The following is a 23,148-nucleotide window of genomic DNA, read 5'->3' as shown; positions in this document are numbered from 1 at the left end:
CCCGTTTGCGGGGACATCCCCACCTATTTTCCCGTCGTGCGAGGTCCCATGCCTGTCCGTTCCGCCATCATCATGGCCCTGCTCTGCCTGTCCTGCCTCACCGCCGTCCCGGCCCTGGCCGAGAACGGTTACAATCCCGGATTCCGTACCCTGGGGTTCTGGCAGCAGGAAAGCGGCATCCGCGTGGACGTCAATGTCTGGTATCCGTCCGTGCGCGCACCGCGTTCCCTGTCCTACGCGCCCTGGACCATCCGCGGTGCCCGCAACGGCAAGCCCGTGCCCGGGCGCTTTCCCCTGATCCTGCTCTCCCATCCCTCATCGGGGACGCGCTTTTCCTTCCACGATACGGCGGCGGCCCTGGCGGCACGGGGGTTCGTGGTGGCCGCGCCCACCCATCCCCGTGACTGCATGGCGAACATGGATCATCTTTTCCTTTGGGAGCAGCTCAAGAACAGGGCCCTGGAACTGTCGGCCACCATGGACCTGCTGCTGGCCGACAAGGACATCGGTCCCAGCATCGACCCCAAGCGCATCGGCGTCCTGGGCTACGGCAGCGGCGCCACGGCGGCCCTGCTGCTGGGCGGCGCCCTGCCCGACTGCTCCGGCTGGATGGACTACTGCCGCAAGGCGCCCCTGGACGATGCCTATTGCTATGAGCAGCCGCGGGCCCGTATGGACAGCATGTGCACCCATTTCCCGCTGGACCCGCGCAGCCTGACCGATCCCCGCGTCAAGGCCATCGCCGCCGTGGGCCCCGTCTTCGGCATGCTGTTCAGCAGCCAGGGGCTGGCCGGCCTGCACCCCCACCTGCTGCTGGTGAGCCTTGAGCATGACGACCTGAGCATCCCCTCGCTGCATGCCGATGCCCTGTATGAACGCATGGGCAGGAAGCCCGCCCACCTGTTTCTGGACAAGGCCGACATGTCGCTGCTCATGGCCCCCTGTCCGCCCAGCCTGGCCAATGAACTGCCCGAGATGTGCCATGACGAGCTGGATCCCCTGCGCCAGCAGCTGTTCAGCACACTGACCCGCAGGCTGGCCGCCTTTTTTCTGGAATGGCTCGGGACCCAGGAGGCCACGGAGGGCTTCTTCTCCCTCGGCACCGGGGAATGATCCGGCCTTTGGCTTGACAAGGCCCCGTCATTCTTCCTAGGAAGGGAAATCATCCCCCATCAAGGACATAACGGCATGCGCCATCTCCAATCCCTGCTGGCCTGCGCCCTGCTGGCCCTGGCCGCCCTGGCCTGTGCGTGGCCCGCGCTGGACACGGGCCCCCTGCTCAGGGCAGCCGGCATCACCACGGCCCAGACGCCACCGTCCGCGGCACCGGCCACCGTCAGCGGCCGGGCCCTCCCGGAAGGCTGGACGGCCATGCCCGCGGGCGCCCGCTCCACCTATCTGGGCATCCACGGCGGTACCGTGCCGGTGAGTCTGCTGGTGAGCCGTGACGGCATGTCCCTGGTCTCCTTCGTGGGGCAGACGGGCAATGATTTTCTGGAACTGCTGCGCCGCGCCGACGTGCGCCTGCCCTCCCTGCTCTCCAGTGTCCTGGGCAGCAGCTACGGCGGCAGCATGCTCCTGGCAGGACGCGCCCAGCGCAGCATGCCCGTCCTCTATGTCCTGGGCGACCGTCTGGCCGCCATGCCCCAGGGCCTCCAGGGCCTGCAACCCTTCGGGCTCTCGGACAAGCCCCTGTCCATCGAAGGCAGCATCTCCCTGCCGCCCCGCCGCAGTCCGGCCGCACAGACCTACCGCCTGCACATCGATCCCCGCTATCTCGACCCCCGGCGCTGAACCGGGCCCACCGCCGGAGAAAGGCGACGACAATGCAACGCTGCCCTCCGGGCCATTCCGCATGACATGCCGGCGATGCATTTTCCCGTCCACTCTTCATGACAAATAATATTGCTTTTGTATATTTATTATCCTATAGTCCGTAGAAAACAGGAGCCTCCCGGTGAGTATTCGCGAAAAACGTACCTCCATCAGCCAGTTCGCCGCTGCATTGCGGCAACGGTCCTCCCAGGACAAACGGGATCTGCTGGTCGCCGATACTCTGGATTCCCTGTGCCGGCACTGCGACCTGTACGATGCCGCCCGTGTCAGCAGCAATCCCTTTCATCCCGAGCTGCTGCGGGCCATCGCCGCGGCCGATTTTTCCCCTGATGCCCTGTTCTCGCTTTTCGAGTGCCTGGCCGTCCTGGTCCATCTGCGCAAGCTGGCCCACCCCGCCATCCCGCTGGACGACGCGGAAGAGGAGCTGCTGTTCCAGTTCGAACACAGCGGGGAATGGCTGCCTGACGACCTGACCCTGGTGGCGCACTGGTACTGGCGTGCGCCGGCTGTCCTCCTGGGCAGTTAGCCCCTTGTCCTCCTCCAGCCCCTCCTCCACCTGCCGAAACCACCCGCCCGGGTGGTTTTTTTGTGGCGGCGCGCACCGTGCACGCCGGAGGACGGCATGAAAAAAGCCCGCCGGGGCGGGCTTTTTTCACAGGGTTGCAGCCGTTCCGCTACAGGACACGGCCAATAAGATAGAAGCACACCGTGCCGGCCACCAGGCAGTAGAGGACGAAGGGCCAGATGGTGCGGCGCAGGATGATGCCTTCCTTGCCGATCATGCCCAGCACGGCGCACACGGCCACGATGTTGTGGATGCAGATCATGTTGCCGGCGGCACCGCCCACGCCCTGGGCAGCCACGATGATGTACTTGCCGAGAGCGGGATAGTCCAGCAGACCGCCCATATCCCACTGGAAGTTGGCGAAGAGCATGTCGGACACGGTGCAGGAGCCGGTGATGAAGGCGCCCAGGCCACCCACGAAAGCGGCCAGCATGGGCCAGGCGGAGCCGGCCACGTCAGAGGCGAACAGCGCCATGGCCATGGGCATGGACGGCAGGGCGGCACCGTCGGGGCCGGCGGTGTTGACGCCGGAGCCGCGCAGGATGGACACCAGGGCCACGGCGGCCACCAGGGCGATGGTGGGGGCCGTCATCTTTTCCAGAGCGGTGCCCCAAGCCTGGCGGATCTTTTCACCGTTCATCTTGTGCAGGCCGATGGTGATGATGGACACCAGGATGAAGGGGATGGTGCCGGGCAGGTTGAGCAGGGCGATCTTGGAGGTCACGCCCTCGTAGCCCAGGATGTTGGCCCAGCCCACACTGAACATGGGATCGGTGACGATGGGCTTCAGGTGGAAGGCGGGCACGCGGGTCAGCACCAGCAGCAGGCCGCACAGCACATAGGGCAGCCAGGCCATGGTCTGGCTCATGTGTTCCTTGTACTCGGTGGCGGAGCTGGCTTCGATGGAGCCGGTCCATTCAGCATCCCAGGCATCCTTGTGGTCGAAGTCCCACACGCCGTCGGTCGGCACGCAGAAACCCTTCTGCGTCAGCCAGACCAGGGCGCCGAGGCCCAGCAGGCCGCCGACCATGGAAGGCAGTTCGGGGCCCACCAGCCAGGCCAGGATCAGGTACGGCACCAGGAAGCAGGCAGACGCCATGAGGCAGTACTTCCACGCGCGGAAGCCTTCCATCCAGGACTTGTTCTTGCCGAAGAAGCGGGTCATGAAGCCCAGCATGAAGATGGGCAGGATGATGCCCATGGGGAAATGCATGAGGGTGACATATTCGCCGATGGTCTTGTAGGCCATGGCAGGGTCGGAAAAGTTCATGGCCTGCATGGCCACGGCTTCAATGGATTTGAAGCCCTGCAGCACGGGGGTGCCCACAGCGCCGAAGGTCACGGGCACGCTGTTGAAGGCCAGGCAGATGACGGCCGCACACAGGGGCGGGAAGCCAAGGCCCAGCAGCAGGGGCGCCGCCAGGGCGGCAGGCGTGCCGAAGCCGGCGGCGCCTTCGATGAAGGCGGCGAACATGAAGCCGATGATGATGGCCTGCAGGCGTTTGTCGGGGCTGATCTTCTTCATGCCGGCCTGGATGGTCTCCATGGCGCCGCTGTACTGCAGGGTATAGTAGATCAGCAGCGCGCCGAACACGATGATCAGCACGCCCACAGCCGTGATGGTGCCTTCGATGGAAAGGGCCACCAGGCGCAGCGGATCCTGACCCCAGAAGGCACAGGCCAGCACCACACCGGCGAGCCAGGCGATGGGCATGGCCCGGGTGGAGGGCCAGCGCAGGCCGGCCATGAGGATCAGGGCAATCAGGATCGGGATGAAGGCAAGAAATGCCAGAAGACCGATGGACATGAGACCTCCTCTGCAAGTGTCCATGTTGAACATGACCGGCCGCATATTTTCGCACCACACGCAGCCGTGACCTTCCCAAAACCGGCGGCATGAGACATGCCGCATGACGGTCGTGACCTTGCCGCACGGCCGCGGGCCCACCGGCGCTCCGTCAGGTTCGCCAGGAAAAGGCCGCGACATGCGGCGTTTTCGGACAGACGGCGGCCTTCCTCAAAACCGCCCGGAGACCCGGTGTCTGCCCAAAAATCCCTCCTGTCCCCTGCTGCCGGGGCGCCCTGGGCAGCACCCGGCCCGGCACGAGGCCGGCCCTTCATGCCGGGCCCGGACAGGTCAGGCCCGCATGGAAGGCGGCGGCGCGCCGCAAGGCACGCCGCCGCTCGTTTTTCGTTAGTTTTTCAGGTTTTCGGCCACCAGTTCCGCGATGTGCGAGACCTTGACCTTCATGCCCTGCTTTTCCACACCACCACGCAGCTGCATGACGCAGCCGGGGCAGTCCATGACCACGCGGGAGGCACCGGTCGCTTCGATGTTCTTCAGCTTCTTGGCCAGCAGCGTGCCGGAGATTTCCGGGAACTTCATGGAGTAGGTGCCACCGAAACCGCAGCACACGTCTTCTTCGGCGCACGGCACATAGGTGGCCGCATCGGCGATGAGGTCACGCGGGGCCTTGGTCACGCCCAGGCCGCGGCAGATGTGGCAGGAGGCGTGGTAGGTCACCTTTTCACCGCTGTTGTTGAAGTCCTTCTCGGTCAGGCCGAGGACGTCATGCACGAAGGAGCTGTAGTCCGTCACCTTGTCGGCGAAGAGCTGCACGCGGGCGGCGTCGGCCTTGCCTTCCAGGATCTGGGGGTACGAATGCTTCAGATGGGAAGCGCAGCTGGCGCACAGGGTGATGATGGCGTCATACTTGCTGGCGTCGAAGGCGTCCAGGTTCTGCTTGGCCACGTCCACGGAGGTCTTGCGCTGGCCCATCATTTCCAGGGGCAGGCCGCAGCAGGTCTGGGACATGGGATATTCCACGGCCACGCCGCGGGCGCCCAGCACCTTGACGCAGGCTTCCAGCTGTTCGGGGTAGACGAAGTCCTGGGCGCAGCCGCCGAAGATGGCCACGCGGTAGCGCGGGGTGGCCACGCGCGGAGCGATCTTGGCCCAGCGGTCACGGAAGGCCTCGTTGGCGATGGCGGGCAGGGCCTTGAAGCCGTGCTTGCCAAGGAACATGGCCGGCAGGTGGCGCTGGAACTGGGTGCCGCCGGTGAAGGGCTTCTGGGCGTACTTGGCGAACTTGAGCAGGCTGTGGAACATCTTGCGGTTCTTCATCACGGCGGCCAGCAGGGTGCCTTCCACACCACCGCCCTGCTCTTCGGTCAGGCGGGAGCGGATCTCGCGGATCAGGCGGGGCAGGTCGATGCCGCCGGCGCAGACGTTCTTGCAGGATTCGCAGCCCACGCAGTTCTGGCACAGCACCTTGGCCTTGTCCTTGCCGTGGAAGAAGTAGGTCAGGATCAGGCCGATGGCGCCGATGTAGATGTAGCCCATCTTGTGGCCGCCCACCAGGCGGAACACGGGACAGACGTTGGCGCAGGCGCCGCAGCGCACGCAGCGGAAGATCTGGGAGAACAGCGGATCGCGGGCGATCTCGGTACGGCCGTTGTCCAGGAAGACCACATGCATGATCTTCTTGTTGTCCTCACAGACGCGGCATTCGCCGGCACCGGCCATGAAGGTGACGTACGCGGTCAGGCGCTGGGCCGTGGCGTTACGGGGCAGCACCTGCAGGGCGGTCAGGGCCACTTCCAGGTTGGGGATCAGCTTGTCCAGGCCGGCGATGGCCACATGGACGCGCGGCAGGGTGGTGACCATGCGGGCGTTGCCTTCGTTGGTCACGGTGCTGACGGCGCCCATCTCGGCCACGGCGAAGTTGCAGCCGGAGATGCCCATGTCACCGTTGATGAACTTGCGGCGCAGCTGCACGCGGGCCACTTTCACCAGGCGCTGGATGTCTTCGGCATCCTGCTTGACGCCGGTCTCCTTGGTGAAGTCGTCGGCCACCTGATAGCGGGACAGGTGGATGGCGGGCATGACCATGTGCGAGGGACCTTCGTGGCGCAGCTGGATGATCCATTCGCCAAGGTCGGTCTCGTCCACGATGAACCCTTCCTTTTCCAGGTAGGGGTTCAGCTGGATTTCTTCAGCGGTCATGGACTTGGACTTGATGATGCGCTTGACGTTGTTCTCGCGGGCGATGCTGGCGATGATGCGGTTGGCATCCTCGGCGGTGGCGGCGCGATGCACGTGCACGCCGCGTTCCTCGGCCACACGGCGGAACTGTTCGTACAGTTCTTCCATGTGCTTGCAGGCATCGTCCTTGGCATCGGCGATCTGCTTGATCAGGCCGCGTTCGTCCACTTCCTTGAACACAGCTTCACGGTTGGCGCGGTAGGCCACGGCGAAGGTGTCGAGGGTACGGCGCAGGAAGCTGTCCTCAAGGGCGGAATCAATATCCTTGCGGTAATCCGAAAGGCTTTTGGGTGCAGTGTGGCTCATGGCTTAGTCCTCCAGAAGAATGATATGCAATTCCAGCGGGCCATGAACGCCCACGGCGGCCACGCGCTCGATATCGGCGGTACGGCTGGGGCCGCTGATCAGGGTCGTGTAGTTGCCGCCCTTGGGGTTGGCCATGAGCAGCTCGCGCATGCGGTCGGCGATCTCGGGCAGGGTGCGCACCAGCTTGGACTTGGCCAGCAGCAGCACATGGATCTCGCTGATCATGCCGGCCAGACGGGCATCTTCGTTATCGGTGTTCACCAGACAGGTGGCACTGGAAGACACGCCCATCTCGGCGGCGGTCAGACCCACGTCGATACCGGCCAGATGGTTGCGCAGACCGTCACGGATGCACAGGAAGCCCTTTTCGTTGCAGGCGGCTTCCAGGGTGGCAAAGTCTTCGTCGTTCAGGACAGGGGCGGCCACGATGCGCTGCACGCGGGTGGGCACGCCGTTGGGGCCGTTGGGGCCTTTTTCCACGTCCTCGTCCGCCATCAGTTCGCACGGGGCTTTGTTTTCACACACGTCCACCACGTACTGCAGCGCGGCGGCCATGTTGGGCAGCTCCTGCACCACGGCGTTGACGGCCGTGGCCTTGGCGGTGAAGTCCTGAACAAGATCCTGCATTTCTTCAGGGGCCATTGATGTCTCCTTATAATGAATGCCGTCCCCTATTTGAGGGTCTCGGCATAGATCTGGATAGTGTGTTTGACCTGCACGGGGTCATTGTTGTGCGAAAGCACGTCCTCCAGCTGCATCATGCAGGCAGGGCAGCCGGCGGCCACCACATGGGCGCCCGTGGCCACCACGTTGTCACGCTTGCGCTGGCCGATGACACGCGACAGGTCATAGTGGAAGAGGTTGAAGGAACCGCCGCAGCCGCAGCAACGGTCGGCTTCCTTCATCTCCACCAGCTTGTAGTTGGGGTTGGCCTTGATGATGGTGCGCGGTTCCTCGGAAAGGCCCAGGGCCTTCTTGAGGTGGCAGGAATCGTGGTAGGTCACGGTCTTGGCGCCGGGCAGGCTTTCCACGGCTTCGACCTTGAGCACCTTCACCAGGAATTCGTTGATGTCCATGGTGATGGCGGCCAGGGCCTCGGCCTGGTGCTGTTCCACGCTGCCCAGGCGGGCGGCGTAACGGGGCCACAGTTCCTTGATGGTGGAGGTACAGGAGGAACAGGCCGTCAGCACATAGTCGAAGCTGCTCTCGCCAAAGGCGGCCAGGCTCTTGGCCATCTGCTTCACCATGCCTTCGGCGTCGCCGGAGGACAGGGCCGGGATGCCGCAGCAGGCGAAGCTGCTGGGCATGTAGATGGCCACGTTATGGTGGTGCAGCACCTTGATGCAGGCTTCGGACACATCCACATACAGCTTGTCCCCCATGCAGCCGGGGAAGAAGGCCACCTTCAGACCGCCCATGACGCGGGGCTCGTCCAGGTTGCCGTAGATGGCGTGCAGGGGCTTGAGGGCCAGGGAACGGATGTGGCGGTCGCCCAGCATGAAGTTGAGCATGGGGGCGCAGGCCGTGTTCTGGGTGTCCTTGTTGCTGCGGAAGATGACGCGCTGCATGGGCGCGCCCACCCGCATGGCAAAATTGAACAGGCCGGGATACGGCAGCAGGGCACGGAACACCATCTTTTTGACCGGATGCAGGCCAATATAGGTGTTCACGATCTCGCGGGCCTCCATGAAGATGTCCATGATCTTCACGCCGGAGGGGCAGTTGGCCTCGCAGGAGCCGCACAGCAGGCAGCGGCCCAGCTTGTCGGCCACGGCCTCGGGGTCGGCGATCATCTCATGGGCAAGATTGTCCACCAGGGCCAGCTTGCCGCGGGCCACGTCGGCTTCCATCATGGTGGCGCCGAACATGGGGCAGACAGCCTGGCACATGCCGCACTTCATGCAGGCGATGATGCGGTCGTCAAGCGTCATCAGACGCTTTGCCAGTTTTTTCAGGTCGCTCATGGCGTGTCTCCCTAAATGCCCACCAGCTTGGTGGGATTGAGCAGACCCTTGGGATCCAGAGCGCGGCGCAGGCGCTGCGAGAAGAGGATGGTGCCGCGGGAGGTTTCCTTTTCCAGCCACCGGGCCTTGGCGGTGCCGATGCCGTGTTCGCCGGACAGGGTGCCGTGCAGGCTGATGGCCACGTCGAACATTTCGTCGACGGCGGCTTCCACGCGGGCGAATTCTTCCTTGTCGCGCTTGTCGCACAGGAAGGTGGGATGCAGGTTGCCGTCACCGGCATGACCGAAGGTGCCCACTTCGACATTGTACTTCTTGGCGATGTCGTTGACGGCCTTCATCATGGCAGGGATCTGGGAGCGCGGCACGGTGGCGTCTTCCAGCACGGTGGTGGGCTTGCAGCGGGCCAGCACGGGCAGGGCCTGGCGGCGGGCTTCCCACAGCTTGAACTTTTCGGCAGCGTCCTTGGCCACATGCACGGCCACGGCGCCGGTCTGCTGCAGCACGCGTTCCACCACCACGGCTTCGTCAGCCACCTGAGCGGGATGGCCGTCCACCTCGATGAGCAGGATGGCCGCAGCGTCACGGGGCAGGCCGGCCTTGGTGTAGTCGTCCACGCGCACGATGGTGTTGTTGTCCAGGAATTCCAGCGTACAGGGCACCACGTGGGCGGCGATGATGCCGGCCACGGCTTCGGCGGCCTTCTGCATGTCGTCGAACACGGCCATCAGGGCCTTGGAGGCCTTCGGCGGGGGCACCAGCTTGAGCACGGCCTGGGAGATGACGCCCAGGGTGCCTTCGGACTGCAGCATCATGCCGGCCAGGTTGTAGCCGGTGACGCATTTGACGGTGCGGGAACCGGTCTTGACCAGTTCGCCGGTGGCGTCAAAGAATTCCAGGCCCATCAGATAGTCCTTGGTGACGCCGTATTTCAGGCCGCGCAGACCGCCGGCGTTCTCGGCGATGTTGCCGGCCAGGGTGGATACGGCCTGAGACCCCGGATCCGGGGGGTAGAAAAGGTTCTTCTGGGCAACAGCGGCGGCGAAGTCGGCCGTGACCACGCCGGGTTCCACCACGGCGTACAGGTCGTCGGAGTTGATCTCAAGGATGCGGTTCAGACCGTTGGTCAGGATGACCACGCTTTCCTTGCTGTCAGGGATGGTGCCGCCGGACAGGTTGGTGCCGGCGCCGCGCACGGTCATGGGGATGCCGTAATCATAGAGTTTCTTCACGCAGATGCCGAGCTGCTCGGTGGTGGTGGGACGCAGCGCGAAAGCGGGCACCACGGGGGGCAGCACCGCGGAATCATAGGAATAACTCTGGCGGTCAGCTTCGGAGCTGAACACGTTTTCCTTGCCGAGGAGATCTTCAAATTCTTTGATAAGCGCCTGGCTTGCCATAAGGGCCTCCTGTTACTCATGAAATATGCTCATCAACCCGGGCTCCCGACCGGGCCTGCACCCAATCTACCCGGAACACGAAAAAAAGAGCACGCAGCAAGGCCTGCTCCGACGGACAGGTTGATCCGGGCCGAATGAATTTTTTTAGCAAGAATTTCTTTTTTTGAAAAGGTAAAACTGCTCCCCAATCTGATGTTGCAAAGAAAAAAAGGGATCTCCCTCTTCTTGTATTTTTAAAAATATTTTATAAAATATATTTTTCGACTATCAGGCTCCTTTTACTAAGGAAAAATGTACAAAAAAGAAGGCAACACAGATGATACAATCAAATTTTTCCAAAGAAAAAACACACAAGAGAGAAAGAAACCATATGCAACAGTCTCTGCATTGTACACATTACGGCAGTTGTTTTCCTGTCCACCTATCTTCAAGATAAGGAATCAAAACAAAAAAAATTTTTTTATATCCTGTCCAGAGGCTCCCGGCAACACTTTTTCAGCGCCCCCTGTGGCCGCCGGGATTGTCTATTTTTTCTCATCCGCCAGATGCATAATATATTCAAAGGCTTCCGCGCTTACCGGCTGGACGGAGAGCCGACTGCCCCGGCGCATGAGTTCCATGCCTGCCAGGGCGGCGTGCCCGGCCAGCTCCTTGCGGCTCAGGGCGGGCAGGGCTTTGTGCAGGCGCACGTCCACCATCTCCCAGATGGGCTTTTCCGGCGTGGCCCGGGGGTCGAAATGATTGTTCTCGGGGTCCTGCGCCGTATGGTCGGGATAGGCCTCGCGCACCACCTCCACCACGCCCACGATGGAGGGGTCCGCACCGCTGTGGTAGAAAAAGCCCAGGTCGCCCTTTTTCATGGCTTTCATGAAATTGCGGGCCTGATAATTGCGCACGCCGTCCCAGGACGTGGTCTGTCCGGGCGCGGCTTCCAGATCCTGCCAGGAATAGCAGCCCGGCTCGCTCTTGAACAACCAGTAGTTCATGATGCCTCCTTTTTTATCAGGATATATTCTTAAAAAGAAAGTGGCAAGGGCAGCGGCGGAAGGCATCCTGCCTGCGATGCACTCCATGCGCCGATCTGCCGGCCCCCTGCCCTCCCGTCCCCCTGCTCCCCCAAAAACAACGGCGGCCCCGAAGGACCGCCGTGACAGGGGCATGGCAGGCGGGACGCCGCTCCGTGCCGGAGGACGGGGGCGCCCTGCCCGCTATGCCATATCTTCCGTAAGGATCATGTGGCGCGCGGCCGCGGTCTCGTCCAGGCGGCGCACGGGCATCTTCACCGGGGCATCCAGCAGCTGCTGGGGATCGGACTTGCCCAGGGCCACGATCTCGCGCAGGGCCTCGATGTAGGCATCCAGGGTCTGCTTGCTCTCGGTCTCCGTGGGCTCGGCCATGAGGCATTCATGGACGATGAGCGGGAAGTAGACCGTGGGCGCGTGGAAGCCGCGGTCCAGCAGGGCCTTGGCGATGTCCAGGGCGCGCAGGCCTTCGGGCGCGGAGGCCACGAACTCGTGGGCGCAGATGCGGTCGAAGGGCACGTCCAGCACGCCTTCCAGCTTTTTGCGCAGATAGTTGGCATTGAGGCTGGCGAACTCGGCCGCGCGGGTCAGGCCCTCGGCGCCCAGGCGCATCATGTAGGCCAGGGCCTTCAGCACCACGCCGAAGCTGCCATAGAAGGGGCCGATATGGCCGATGCTCTGCGGCAGGTCGTAGTCCAGCGCATAGCTGCCGTCCTCGGCCTTGCGCACACGCGGCGCGGGCAGGAAGGGCAGCAGGCGCTCGCCCACGCCCACGGGACCGCAGCCGGGGCCGCCGCCGCCGTGGGGCGTGCCCAGGGTCTTGTGGACGTTGAGGTGCACCACGTCGAAGCCCACGTCGCCCACGCGCATCTTGCCCAGGATGGCGTTCATGTTGGCGCCGTCGTAATACAGCAGGGCGTCCTCGCGGCGCAGCACTTCCACGATGCGGGGCAGGTGCAGCTCCAGCAGGCCCAGGGTGTTGGGGTTGGTCATCATCAGACCGGCCACCTGGTCGGGATATTTGGCCAGGGCCTCTTCGAGGGCGGCGGGGTCCACCATGCCGTCACGCGAGGGCACGTTGACGATCTCGAAGCCCGCCAGCACGGCCGAGGCGGGGTTGGTGCCGTGGGCCGAGTCGGGGATGAGCATCTTGGTGCGCTTGCGGCCCCTGGCCTTGTGGTAGGCGGCGATGAGCTTGACGCCGGTGTATTCGCCGTTGGCCCCGGCCATGGGCTGGAAGGTGAAGGCCTTCATGCCCGTGACCTCGCACAGCCACTGTTCGGCGTCATACAGGCATTGCAGGGCGCCCTGGGCCAGCTCGCCGGAAAGCTGGGCCAGCAGGGGATGCATGCGGGCAAAGCCCGGCAGGGAGGCCACGTATTCCGTGAACTTGGGGTTGTACTTCATGGTGCAGGAGCCAAGGGGATAGAAATTGGCATCCACACTGTAGTTGAGCTTGGACAGGTTGGTGAAGTGGCGCACCACGTCCAGTTCGGAGCATTGGGGCAGGCGCGGCGCGCTCTTGCGCAGCAGGGCTTCGGGCAGCATCTGCACGGCGCGGGGCGCGTCATCGTCCACAGGCAGGGCCAGACCGGGAGCGCGGCGGCCTTCTACGGATTCGGCAAAAATGGTTTTCACAGCAGACCTCCCAGCTTTTCGACCATGGCATCCACCTGAGCGCGCGTGTTGCATTCGGTGCAGGCCAGCAAGAGCACATCATCCATGCCCGCATAGGCACGGCCCACAGGATACCCGGCGGCCACGCCCTGGCGCAGCAGGGCCTGCACCACCTCCTCGGCGGGACGCGGCAGGCGCAGGGCCACTTCGTTGCCGAAGGGCGCGTCATTGAGCCGGGAAACACCGGGCAGGGCCGTGAGCTTTTCCACCGCGTAGCGGGCCAGGGCCATGCCGTGCTCGGCCACGCGGGCCAGGCCGTCCGGGCCCACCAGCGAAAGATACATGAGCGCGCGCAGGGCGCACAGGGACTGGTTGGAGCAGATGTTGGACGTGGCCTTGGCGCGGCGGATGTGCTGTTCGCGGGCCTGCAGGGTGAGCACGTAACCGGTGCGGCCTTCCAGATCCGTGGTGCGGCCCACGATACGGCCGGGGAACTGGCGGATATGCTCCTTGCGGCAGGTCATGATGCCCAGATAGGGGCCGCCGAAGCTCAGGGGCTGGCCCAGGCTCTGGCCTTCGGCCACGGCGATGTCGGCCCCCATCTCGCCGGGGGTCTTGAGCACGGACTGCATGACCGGATAGACGGAGATGACGCCCAGGGCCTTGCAGGCGCGGGCATGGGCGAAGAGCTCGCTGAAGTCGGCCACGGCGCCGAAGAAATTGGGGTTCTGCACCAGCACGGCGGCGCAGGTGGCGTCCACGGCGGCCTTGAGGCCCTCCATGTCGCTCAGGCCGTCCTTGTGGGGCACGGTCACCAGGCTGACGTCCAGGCTGGAGGAATAGGTCTCCAGCATGGCCCGCCAGGCGGGATTGATGCACTGGTCCACCACCAGCTTTTTGCGGCGGGTGGTGCGCACGGCCATCATGCAGGCTTCGAACAGGGCCGTGCCGCCGTCATAGACGGAGGCATTGGCGCAGTCCATGTCCAGCAGGCGGCTCACCGCGGTCTGGTATTCGAAGATGGCCTGCAGGGTGCCCTGCGAGCATTCGGCCTGGTAGGGCGTGTAGGAGGTGTAGAACTCGCTGCGGCCGGAAAGGGCATCCACGGCGCGGGGCACGTAATGGGCATAGAAGCCCGCGCCCAGGAAGGAGACGGCGGGCGAGACGTTGGCGGCGGCCAGGTCCTCGAAGTGGCGGCACACGGCAAATTCGCTCTGCCCCTTGGGCAAATCGAAATGTTTGGGACGCATGTCAGGCGGGATGTCCGCAAAAAGGTCATCAAGGCTGCGCACACCCACGACGGAGAGCATTTCCTGCACTTCGTCCGGCGTATGGGGAATGAATGGCATAGGGGAGCTCCTTGCAGCGAAGGCTGCCGTGCTGGTGGAAAAAAGGCGGCAGGACGCAGGGCCCTGCCGCTCCACGGACTAGTGCTGCTCGTTCTTGCAGTGTTCTTCGTAGGCCGCGGCGTCCATCAGGCCTTCGGGCTGGGCGGACAGCTTCACGCGCACGATCCAGCCGGCGCCGTAAGGATCGCTGTTCATGACTTCGGGAGTGTTCTCCAGCTCGGTGTTCACGGCCACCACCGTGCCGCTGACGGGCGAGATCAGGTCGCTGGCCGCCTTCACGGATTCCACGGCGCCGAACTCGCTGCCGGCGGTCAGTTCGTCACCTTCGGCGGGCATGTCCACATAGGTGATGTCCCCCAGGGATTCCTGGGCGAAATGGGTGATGCCGAGGACAGCTTCGTCACCGCTGACTTTGGCCCATTCGTGGGACGCACTGTACAGGAGGTCTTCGGGATTGCTCATGGTCTTCTCCTTGGTCCGGGGCGATGCGCTGTCCCGGAAGTTGATGTCAGCCTCTGTGGCGGGGAAGGGGACCCCGGCCCCGCCCTCCGCGCGGCGGCACCGGGAGCTCTCCTGCCCTGCCGGGATCTTTCCTTGAAATATGGTTCCGGGGGACCGCCCCCGCCTGTCCGGCCGCCGGGGCAGCCCCGGCCAGACCGCCGTCCGCCCTCTCGCGGAAGGGGCGGGGACGATGTCCGCAGCGGCCGCCGGACGTCGCGGGGCAGGGTCCCGCGCCGGCCCTAGGCCAGCTTCTTGCGGGCCGTGCCGTCCTTGTAGAAGGGCGCCTCGGTGGGCGTGGCCCTGAGCCGGCTGCGCGAGGCCTGCACCAGATAGGCGGCGGCATCGGCCTTGTCGGCATCGGCCCAGGCAAAGGCCACCACATGGCCCAGCGAGGGCGCGAACGAACCGCTGGTGACCACGCCCGCCGGGGTGCCGTCTTCCAGCAGGAGGGCGTCGCCGTTGCGGGCGGCGCGGCGGCCTTCGATGCTCAGGGCCAGCAGTTTCTGGCGTACTTCCTGCGCGCCCTCACGGCCCACATACGGGGCGGTGCTGGTCAGCATGCGGCCCATGCCCGCCTCGGCCGGGGTGTGGTTCTCGTCCAGCTCGTGGCCGTACAGGGGCAAACCGGCTTCCAGGCGCAGGGTGTCGCGCGCGCCGAGGCCCACGGGCTTGACCCGCTCGTCGGCCAGCAGGGCTTCCCACAGGGCCTGGGTCCGGCCGGCGGGCACATAGAGCTCGAAGCCCAGCTCACCGGTATAACCGGTGCGGCTCACCAGCAGCTCGCAGTCCTGCCAGGCTTCGCTGCGGAAGCCGAAATAGGGCATGTCGCGCAGGCTGCGGCCCAGCAGTTTCTCCAGCACATCCACGGCTTCGGGGCCCTGCAGGTCGATCTTGCCGGTCTGTTCCGAGATGTCGGTCAGGGCCACGCTTTCGGGCAGGCGGGCACGCAGGGTGGCAAAGTCCCCGGCGGCGCAGGCGGCGTTGACCACCACCATGAAGTCGTCCGGCCCGAAGCGGTAGACGATGCAGTCATCCAGCACGGTCCCCTTTTCCGTCAGCAGGAAGCCATAGCGGCAGCGGCCCGGGGCCAGCGTGGCCAGGTTGTGGCTCACGGCGGCGGCCAGCGCGGCGTCGGCACCGGCGCCCCGGATGCGGAACTCGCCCATATGGCAGATATCGAACAGGCCGGCATGCTGGCGGGTATGCTGGTGTTCCACGAGGATGCCCTCATACTGGATGGGCATCAGCCAGCCCGCGAAAGGCGCCATCTTGGCGCCGTGGGCCACATGCCAGTCCGTGAGCGGGGTCTTGAGTTCGGCCACGGTTCCTTCCTCCTTTCCGGCGCGGCTCCGCCGGATGACGGGCGGCACGGCCGGGACAGGACCCGGCCGGCCTGATGTTGCAGCAGAGGCCCCGGCCCTCCCCGGATCGTGCGGGACCCGGTCCCGGGACGCCGGAGGACGGGGCCTACAATGTCGTGAAAAAATGCTCCATGCGCTGCGGCTCGCACTGGGAAAAATATTCCTGCCAGGGCACCCCCTTCAGGGCCCCCGCCAGCGCGGCGCTCCGGCAGGGCACCCCGCGCAGGCGCCCTTCCAGCCCGGAGAGGTCCGCGGCGGCGAAGAAATCCCCGCAGATGCGGCAGTCCCGGACGATGCCGTCCCGCACGTCCAGGCGCCAGTCCACCAGCCCCCAGGGAAAGCGCTCGCGCCGCTGCAGGGTGAAGGGCGGCGAGGCGCCGTAATTCCAGTCCCAGCTGCGGTACTTGCGTTCCGCCAGTTCTTCCGCGGCCTGCAGCACCTCCGGCTCCAGCTGCCCTGCCCCGTCGGCGCAGCGGCGCAGCAGGGCGGCCCGCAGGCCTTCCATGCTGCTGCCCGGCGTCCAGAACTCGGAGATGTTGGCCACCCGCGAACGCACCGAGGCGATGCCCTTGGAGCGGATCTTGTCCGGGTCCACATGCAGGGCCTGCACCAGCTCGCCAAAATCCAGCGATACCAGCAGCGTGCCGTGGTGCAGGATGCGCCCCTGCCGCAGGGACTGCGCGCTGCCCGAGATCTTGCGGCCCCCGGCCTCCAGATCGTTGCGCCCGGAAAGGGAGGCCCGCACGCCGAGCTCGGCCAGGGCCTCGCAGACAGGGCGCAGATAACGCGCGAAGTCCACGGTCTTGCGGCCGTGCGCGTTCTCCATGAACGAAAAATTGAGGTTGCCCAGGTCATGGTAGACCGCGCCGCCGCCGGTCATGCGCCGTACCACGGGCAGGCCGCGCCGCCGGACGAAGTCGCTGTCGATCTCGTCCAGCGTCACCTGATGGCGCCCCACGATGACGCTGGGGGCGTTCTGCCAGAGCAGGAACAGGCCGGGATGGTCCGCGGGCAGCCATTGCAGCAGGCATTCTTCAAGAGCGAGGTTGAACGCAGGATCCGTGGACGTGAGGGAAAGGGACTGCATGGGACGCTCCTGAAAAAAGACCGCCGGCGATGCCGGGTCCGGTAGGCAAAATAGCACAGCCACCGGGGGCGAACAAGAAATATCTCAAAAAATGGTTTGTGAAATACGGCATGAATGCGCCCGGGCGCGGCACGGGCGGGCGCAGCCGCCGGCCGTCCCTCCTCCTGCCGGGACACTGCAGGAGCATAGCCTGCTGCGGCAAAAAAGGGAACGCCACCTCCCCCCGCGCCCGGAAGAAAACGGACATTCCAGAAGGCGGCCCGCATGACAGGCGGCAAGGCCGGCGCTGCTGCGCCACGTGCCGGAGCAAGGGAGGAAAAAAGGGCGCACTCCCCCGGCAGGGGAGGCATGGAACGCAGTCGCCGTTTCCGGCGCCGTGCACTGCATCCATTTTTTCTGTTCATGTCATGCGATACCAATGCCGGAATAACGATACAGGATACGGAAAGGCCATTTCATATCATTCTGTACTGTCATAAAAAATTGTTCCATCAATCATGTGAAATGATTTTTTTATGAAATTTTTTTTGTTATTTCGCAATTTTCATCTACCGATTACAGAAATTCATCTGTATTGACGGACGTACCTCCCCCATCATCCCTGTCCTTCCCGCTGTCCGGCCCCGCTTCTTCCGTCCATGCAGGACCTGGCCTGCGTCTTCCGCAGGCAGGAGACGGATTGCGCCGGCGAAGGGATCGACGAGGCGTCGTACTGGCCTTCCGCAGGCAGGGGGACGGCGCCGGGCGCAAAAAAAGCGGGGAAGAGGACAGCGTCCCCTCCCCCGCCGTGGCGGCGATCAGCTCCTGCGGCCTAATGACAGCGGATGCCCGTCAGCAGATGGGCCATCTTTTCCTTCTTGGTACGCAGGTAGGATTCGTTCTCGGGGCAGGCTTCGATCTCGATGGGCACACGTTCCACGATCTCCATGCCGTAACCGGACAGGCCCACGATCTTCTTGGGGTTGTTGGTCAGCAGGCGGATCTTGGTGATGCCGAGGTCCACGAGGATCTGGGCGCCGGTGCCGTAGTCGCGCAGATCGTCGGGGAAGCCCAGCTTGCGGTTGGCTTCCACGGTGTCGTAGCCCTGATCCTGCAGGGCATAGGCGCGGATCTTGTTGGCCAGGCCGATGCCGCGGCCTTCCTGGCGCATGTAGAGCAGCACGCCGCGGCCTTCCTTTTCGATCTGGCGCAGGGCGGCGGCCAGCTGGCCGCGGCAGTCGCAGCGCAGGGAGCCCAGGGCGTCACCGGTGAGGCACTGGCTGTGCACGCGCACCAGCACGGGCTCGGGCGTGGTGATGTCGCCCTTGACCAGGGCCAGGTGGGTGCCGGGCTCGCGGTCGCTCTCGTAGGCGTAGACCGTGAAGTCGCCGTACAGGCTGGGCAGGTGGGCCTTGGCATCGCACCGGACGGACACCTGGCCGCGACGCATGCGGTAGCAGATGAGGTCGCGCACGGAGGCGATCTTCAGGCCGTGTTCGGCGGCAAAGACCTCCAGGTCGGGCATGCGGGCCATGGTGCCGTCGTCCTTCATGATCTCGCAGATGACGGCGGCGGGCTTGAGACCGGCCAGGCGGGCCAGGTCCACGCTGCCTTCGGTCTGGCCGGCGCGGGCCAGCACGCCGTCGGTGCGGGCACGCAGGGGGAAGACATGGCCGGGGGACACCAGGTCGTCGGGACGGGCGCCGTCGGCCACGGCGGCCTTGATGGTGGTGGCGCGGTCGGCGGCGGAGATGCCGGTGCTGATGCCTTCGCGGGCCTCGATGGACACCGTGAAGTTGGTGCCGAAACGGGAGCCGTTATGCTTGGCCATGAGGGGCAGTTGCAGCTTGTCGGCCATTTCGCCGGACATGGGCAGGCAGATGAGGCCACGGCCGAACTTGGCCATGAAATTGATGGCTTCAGGGGTCACGAATTCGGCGGCCATGGTGAGGTCGCCTTCGTTCTCCCTGTCCTCATCGTCCACAAGAATGATCATTTTGCCCTGCCGGATCTCGGCAATGGCTTCTTCAGTGCTGCACAGAGGCATGTCAATTCCTTGGCTTGTGCCGTACGGGACGGCGTTATGTTCAGTTGTGCCTAAAGGTAGGGCCGCTCCGCCATCCTGTCAACGGGGGCGCGCTTCCGGGCCGGGCATCGCCACCGCACGGCGGGCGCGCGGTCAGGGCCCCGGCGGCCCCGTGCCCGCGGCCGTCGGCTAGGCCCCGTCGCGGGGCAGGTCGCGCAGGGGCTGGCCCAGCAAAAAGGGCAGCTGGGCCTCCGCCAGCGCGCCGCGCTCCACACAGAGGCGGCGGAAGGCGGCGTCGTAACGTTCCATGGCCGCGGCGGCCTCGCGGTCGCCCGTATCCAGCAGGACGAAATACCGGCGCACGTCGCAGGCCTCCTCATGGGCCTGCGCCAGCTCCTCCCACAGACGGCGCCGCGCTTCGGGCAGGGGCAGCAGGGCGATGGCCGCCCGGCGGTCCAGGGCCGGAACCTCCCGCAGCAGGGCCTCCAGCGGCCGGGTATCCGCGCAGAACAGCACGCCGCACTGCACGGGACGCCGGTCATAGATGGTGCAGCCCGTGCCGGGCGCATAGGCCAGGCATTGCCAGGGGTGCGGGGCGCGTCCCGTCCCGGCCAGCTTGAGCATCTCGTTCCCCAGCTGGGCCAGGCCGCCGCCCATGCCGTCCTGGCGGGCCCACTGGCCGCGGCGCAGGCAGACCAGCATCTCCGGTCTCAGGGCGCCCGAGGACAGCAAGGGGGCATCGTCCCGCAGCAGGCCGGGCCCGCCCAGTTCACAGCAGCGGCCGCAACGGCGGCAGACAGGCGTGCTATCCGGCATGGCTGCCCTCCTCCTTCTCATGCCGGGCGCGGGCGGCGCGGTTGTCCTCGAAGCGCTGCCCGAAGCGGCGGGTGAGCCAGCGCGAGAAGTCTTCCATATAGGCGTAATACACGGGCGTGATGTACAGGGTCACCAGCTGGGAGAAGCACAGGCCGCCCACCACAGCCAGGCCCAGGGGTCGGCGGGCCTCGGCGCCGGCCCCCATGCCGATAGCGATGGGCAGGGCGCCCATGAGGGCCGCCATGGTGGTCATCATGATGGGACGGAAACGCACATGGCAGCCTTCGGTGATGGCATCCAGCGGCGTGCGCGAGGGGTCATGGCGCTGGGCTTCCAGAGCGAAGTCCAGCATCATGATGGCGTTCTTCTTCACGATGCCCAGCAGCATGATGACGCCCACGAAGCCGTAAAGGTCCAGCGGCTGGCCGAATATCCAGAGGGTGAACAGGGCCCCGAAGCCCGCCGACGGCAGACCGGAAAGGATGGTCAGCGGATGGATGAAGCTCTCGTAGAGGATGCCCAGCACCAGATAGATGACCACGATGGCCAGCAGGAGCAGCCAGCCCATGCCCTTGAGCGAATCCTGGAAGGCCTGGGCCGTGCCCTGGGACTTGGCGCTCACCGAGTCGGGCAACAGCGGCAGGCTGACGCGCTCCACGGCGGCCACGCCCTCGCTCAGGGCCACGCCGGGACGCAGGTTGTAGGAGATGGTCACGGCCGGGAACTGGCCGTCGTGGTTCACGGCGATGGGGCCCACGCCGGGGCTCATCCTGGCCACGGTGGACAGGGGCACCAGCTCGCCGCCGGACGAACGCACATAGAGGCGCGTCAGGGCATCGGGGTTGCGCTGGAAGTCCTTGCGCACCTCCACGAAGACCGTGTAGTCGTTGGTGGGCGCGTAGATGGTGGAGACCTCGCGCGAGCCGTAGGCCGTCTGCAGGGCCAGCTCGATCTGTCCGGCGCTGATGCCCAGGGCCGAGGCGCGGTTGCGGTCGATGGTCACGCGGATCTCGGGGTTCTTGAGCTGGAGGTCGCTGTTGACGTCCTGGATCTCGGGCATCTGGCGCAGGGCGGCCTCCACCTTCTGGGCGCAGTCGAACAGCTCCTGCATGTTGGTGCCGGTGAGGGTGTACTGGTACAGGGCCTTGGTGGAGCGCCCGCCGATATTGATGGCCGGCGGCACGCGCAGGAAGACCTGCATGGCCGGCGAAGTATTGAGCTCGCGGCGCAGGCGCTGCACCACGGTCCCGATGTCCGGCCGCTCGCCGTGGGGCTTGAGGTGGATCATGAGCGTGCCGTTGTTCATGCTCTGGCTGCTGCCCACGATGCCCACCACGGAATTGAAGCGGTCCACGTGCGGATTGTCGCGCAGCACCTCGTCCAGCTTGTGCTGCGCTTCCACCATGCCCTCGAAGGAGATGCCCTGCTCCGCCTCGGTGGTGGCCACCACAAAGCCCATGTCCTCGCTGGGCAAAAAGCCCTTGGGCACGATGACGCCCAGCCAGACGGTGGCCAGCAGCAGCAGGAGCGAACAGACCAGCGTGGTGCGGCGATGCCGCAGCACCACATCCAGGGAGCGGGCGTATTTGTCGGCCAGCCATTCAAAGGCGCGCTCCAGCTTGCCGTAGATGCCCTCATAGCCCACGCGGTGCTTGCTGCCCGAATGGCGCAGGAAATAGGCGCAGAGCATGGGCGTCAGGGTCAGGGAGACCACGCCCGAGAACAGGATGGCCGTGATGATGACCACGGCGAACTCGTAGAACAGGCGGCCCACGATGCCGCCCATGAACAGCACCGGGATGAAGACCGCCGCCAGGGAGATGGTCATGGAAAGGATGGTGAAGCCGATCTCGCCCGAACCGTCATAGGCCGCCGTGAGCGGGTCCTTGCCCATCTCCTGGTGGCGGACGATGTTCTCCAGCATGACGATGGCGTCGTCCACCACGAAGCCCACGGCCAGGGTGAGGGCCATGAGCGAAAGGTTGTCCAGGCTGAAGCCCATGGCCAGCATCACCGAGAAGGTGGAGATGACCGACATGGGCAGGGCCAGGCTGGGGATGATGGTGGCCGGCAGGTTGCGCAGAAACAGGAAGATGACCAGCACCACCAGGAAGACCGTCAGCACCAGGGTGAACTTCACCTCGGCCACGGACTCGCGGATGGATTCCGAGCGGTCATAGAAGATCTCCAGATTGACCGAAGGCGGCAGCTGGCGGACAAGGCCGGGCAGCAGGGCCTTGATGTCGTCCACCACCTGCACGGTATTGGCGCCGGGCTGGCGTTCCACGGCCAGCATGATGCAGGGCTTGCCGTTATCGGCCCAGGAAAGCTGCTTGTCCTGCTCCACGCTGTCCACCACTTCGCCGATGTCCGAAAGGCGCACCGGCGCGCCGTTGCGATAGGCCGCCACCACGTCCCGGAAGGCCTCGGCGTTCTCCAGCTGGCCCGAGGCCTTGATGGCGCTGGCGCGCCGCTCCCCTTCCAGCGAGCCCGTGGGCAGCTTGCTGTTGGCGCCGCTCACGGCATCGGCCACCTCGTCGATGCCCAGCCCGCGGCTGGCCAGGGCGTCGGGGTCCACGCGCACGCGCACGGCGTATTTCTTCTGCCCGTAGATGACCACCTGGGCCACACCCCTGACCATGGAAAGCCGCTGCCCCACCAGGGTATCGGCATATTCGTTGAGCTCGTACAGCGGCAGGGTGGGAGAGCCCACGCGCAGGTAGAGGATGGGATAGTCCGCCGGGTTGACCTTGCGGAAGCTGGGGTCGTTGGTCATGTTGGTGGGCAGACGGCGCTGGGCCAGGCCGATGGCGGCCTGCACGTCCAGGGCCGCGGCGTCGATATCGCGGTCCAGGGCGAACTGGATGGTGATGCGTGTCCGGCCCGTGGCATTGACGGACGAGATGGAGTCGATGCCCGCGATGGTGAAGAATTCCTTTTCCAGCGGCGTGGCCACGGAAGCGGCCATGGTCTCCGGGTCGGCGCCGGAAAGGTCGGCACTCACCTGGATGGTGGGAAAGTCCACGTTGGGCAACTGGTTGACCGGCAGGTTCACATAGCTGGCAGCCCCGAAAAAGAGCATGCCCAGCATGATGAGCGCCGTGGCCACGGGTCGGCGGATGAAGAGGGCAGCGATATTCATGCCTTGCAGCATACCTGCCCGTCCCGCAGGACACAAGCGGGCGGGCCCGGGGCCAGCCCCCCGCCCTGTTGCGCCTGCAACGGTATTTTATCCGCGATTCAAGGGGATTACCCCCGGAAACAGCCCGGAAATTTT

General features: G+C 65.2%; 17 protein-coding genes. 3 read left to right on the top strand and 14 right to left on the bottom strand.

What is annotated here, in order from left to right:
- Window positions 1-48 precede the first annotated feature (48 nt).
- The 3 genes from DESPIGER_RS10890 (at window position 49) to DESPIGER_RS10880 (ending at window position 2,362) form a co-directional block, all read left to right on the top strand.
- Window positions 49-1,113, top strand: a complete 1,065-nt coding sequence (locus DESPIGER_RS10890) for an alpha/beta hydrolase family protein (protein ID WP_072336752.1) — start codon at window positions 49-51, stop codon at window positions 1,111-1,113.
- A 75-nt stretch (window positions 1,114-1,188) separates the two neighbouring features.
- Window positions 1,189-1,794 (top strand): hypothetical protein, encoded by a 606-nt coding sequence (locus DESPIGER_RS10885; RefSeq protein ID WP_072336749.1) that lies wholly within the window; start codon window positions 1,189-1,191, stop codon window positions 1,792-1,794.
- A 163-nt stretch (window positions 1,795-1,957) separates the two neighbouring features.
- On the top strand, window positions 1,958-2,362 hold the full coding sequence (locus DESPIGER_RS10880; RefSeq protein ID WP_072336746.1) for a hypothetical protein: 405 nt from the start codon (window positions 1,958-1,960) through the stop codon (window positions 2,360-2,362).
- Window positions 2,363-2,510: 148 nt separating this feature from the next.
- Here DESPIGER_RS10880 and DESPIGER_RS10875 read toward each other — a convergent pair whose 3' ends face one another.
- From DESPIGER_RS10875 to DESPIGER_RS10810, 14 genes are all read right to left on the bottom strand, one after another.
- A complete protein-coding gene (locus DESPIGER_RS10875; RefSeq protein ID WP_072336743.1) occupies window positions 2,511-4,208 on the bottom strand; it encodes an L-lactate permease in 1,698 nt (565 codons plus the stop codon).
- Between the two features lie 387 nt (window positions 4,209-4,595).
- The gene (gene ldhH / locus DESPIGER_RS10870) at window positions 4,596-6,752 is read right to left on the bottom strand and encodes an L-lactate dehydrogenase (quinone) large subunit LdhH (protein WP_072336740.1); all 2,157 of its coding nucleotides are present in this window, start codon (window positions 6,750-6,752) and stop codon (window positions 4,596-4,598) included.
- 3 nt (window positions 6,753-6,755) lie between these two features.
- A complete protein-coding gene (locus DESPIGER_RS10865; protein WP_083575385.1) occupies window positions 6,756-7,394 on the bottom strand; it encodes a lactate utilization protein in 639 nt (212 codons plus the stop codon).
- A gap of 29 nt (window positions 7,395-7,423) precedes the next feature.
- A complete protein-coding gene (locus DESPIGER_RS10860) occupies window positions 7,424-8,716 on the bottom strand; it encodes a (Fe-S)-binding protein (RefSeq protein ID WP_072336737.1) in 1,293 nt (430 codons plus the stop codon).
- A gap of 11 nt (window positions 8,717-8,727) precedes the next feature.
- Window positions 8,728-10,113, bottom strand: coding sequence for an FAD-binding oxidoreductase (locus DESPIGER_RS10855; RefSeq protein WP_072336733.1), 1,386 nt, complete (start codon window positions 10,111-10,113; stop codon window positions 8,728-8,730).
- A 524-nt stretch (window positions 10,114-10,637) separates the two neighbouring features.
- Window positions 10,638-11,099, bottom strand: a complete 462-nt coding sequence (locus tag DESPIGER_RS10850; protein WP_072336730.1) for an EVE domain-containing protein — start codon at window positions 11,097-11,099, stop codon at window positions 10,638-10,640.
- Between the two features lie 222 nt (window positions 11,100-11,321).
- Complete coding sequence (gcvPB, locus tag DESPIGER_RS10845; protein ID WP_072336728.1) at window positions 11,322-12,773, bottom strand: aminomethyl-transferring glycine dehydrogenase subunit GcvPB; 1,452 nt, start codon at window positions 12,771-12,773, stop codon at window positions 11,322-11,324.
- Window positions 12,770-14,101, bottom strand: coding sequence for an aminomethyl-transferring glycine dehydrogenase subunit GcvPA (gcvPA, locus tag DESPIGER_RS10840; protein ID WP_072336725.1), 1,332 nt, complete (start codon window positions 14,099-14,101; stop codon window positions 12,770-12,772). The genes gcvPB and gcvPA overlap by 4 nt, the downstream gene beginning before the upstream one ends.
- A gap of 78 nt (window positions 14,102-14,179) precedes the next feature.
- Complete coding sequence (gene gcvH / locus DESPIGER_RS10835) at window positions 14,180-14,563, bottom strand: glycine cleavage system protein GcvH (protein ID WP_072336722.1); 384 nt, start codon at window positions 14,561-14,563, stop codon at window positions 14,180-14,182.
- 278 nt (window positions 14,564-14,841) lie between these two features.
- Window positions 14,842-15,924, bottom strand: a complete 1,083-nt coding sequence (gene gcvT / locus DESPIGER_RS10830) for a glycine cleavage system aminomethyltransferase GcvT (protein WP_072336719.1) — start codon at window positions 15,922-15,924, stop codon at window positions 14,842-14,844.
- A 145-nt stretch (window positions 15,925-16,069) separates the two neighbouring features.
- Complete coding sequence (locus DESPIGER_RS10825) at window positions 16,070-17,050, bottom strand: lipoate--protein ligase (protein WP_072336717.1); 981 nt, start codon at window positions 17,048-17,050, stop codon at window positions 16,070-16,072.
- 811 nt (window positions 17,051-17,861) lie between these two features.
- A complete protein-coding gene (locus DESPIGER_RS10820; protein ID WP_072336714.1) occupies window positions 17,862-19,076 on the bottom strand; it encodes a bifunctional 3,4-dihydroxy-2-butanone-4-phosphate synthase/GTP cyclohydrolase II in 1,215 nt (404 codons plus the stop codon).
- Between the two features lie 168 nt (window positions 19,077-19,244).
- On the bottom strand, window positions 19,245-19,871 hold the full coding sequence (locus DESPIGER_RS10815) for a hypothetical protein (protein WP_072336711.1): 627 nt from the start codon (window positions 19,869-19,871) through the stop codon (window positions 19,245-19,247).
- Window positions 19,861-23,013, bottom strand: a complete 3,153-nt coding sequence (locus DESPIGER_RS10810; RefSeq protein ID WP_072337731.1) for an efflux RND transporter permease subunit — start codon at window positions 23,011-23,013, stop codon at window positions 19,861-19,863. Before DESPIGER_RS10810 ends, DESPIGER_RS10815 begins: the two co-directional genes overlap by 11 nt.
- Window positions 23,014-23,148 lie beyond the last annotated feature (135 nt).

Origin of the sequence: Desulfovibrio piger (assembly GCF_900116045.1) — a bacterium.
Classification (GTDB): domain Bacteria; phylum Desulfobacterota; class Desulfovibrionia; order Desulfovibrionales; family Desulfovibrionaceae; genus Desulfovibrio; species Desulfovibrio piger_A.
Note: the sequence above shows the minus strand (reverse complement) of the source record. Positions and strands in the feature narration are given on the sequence as shown.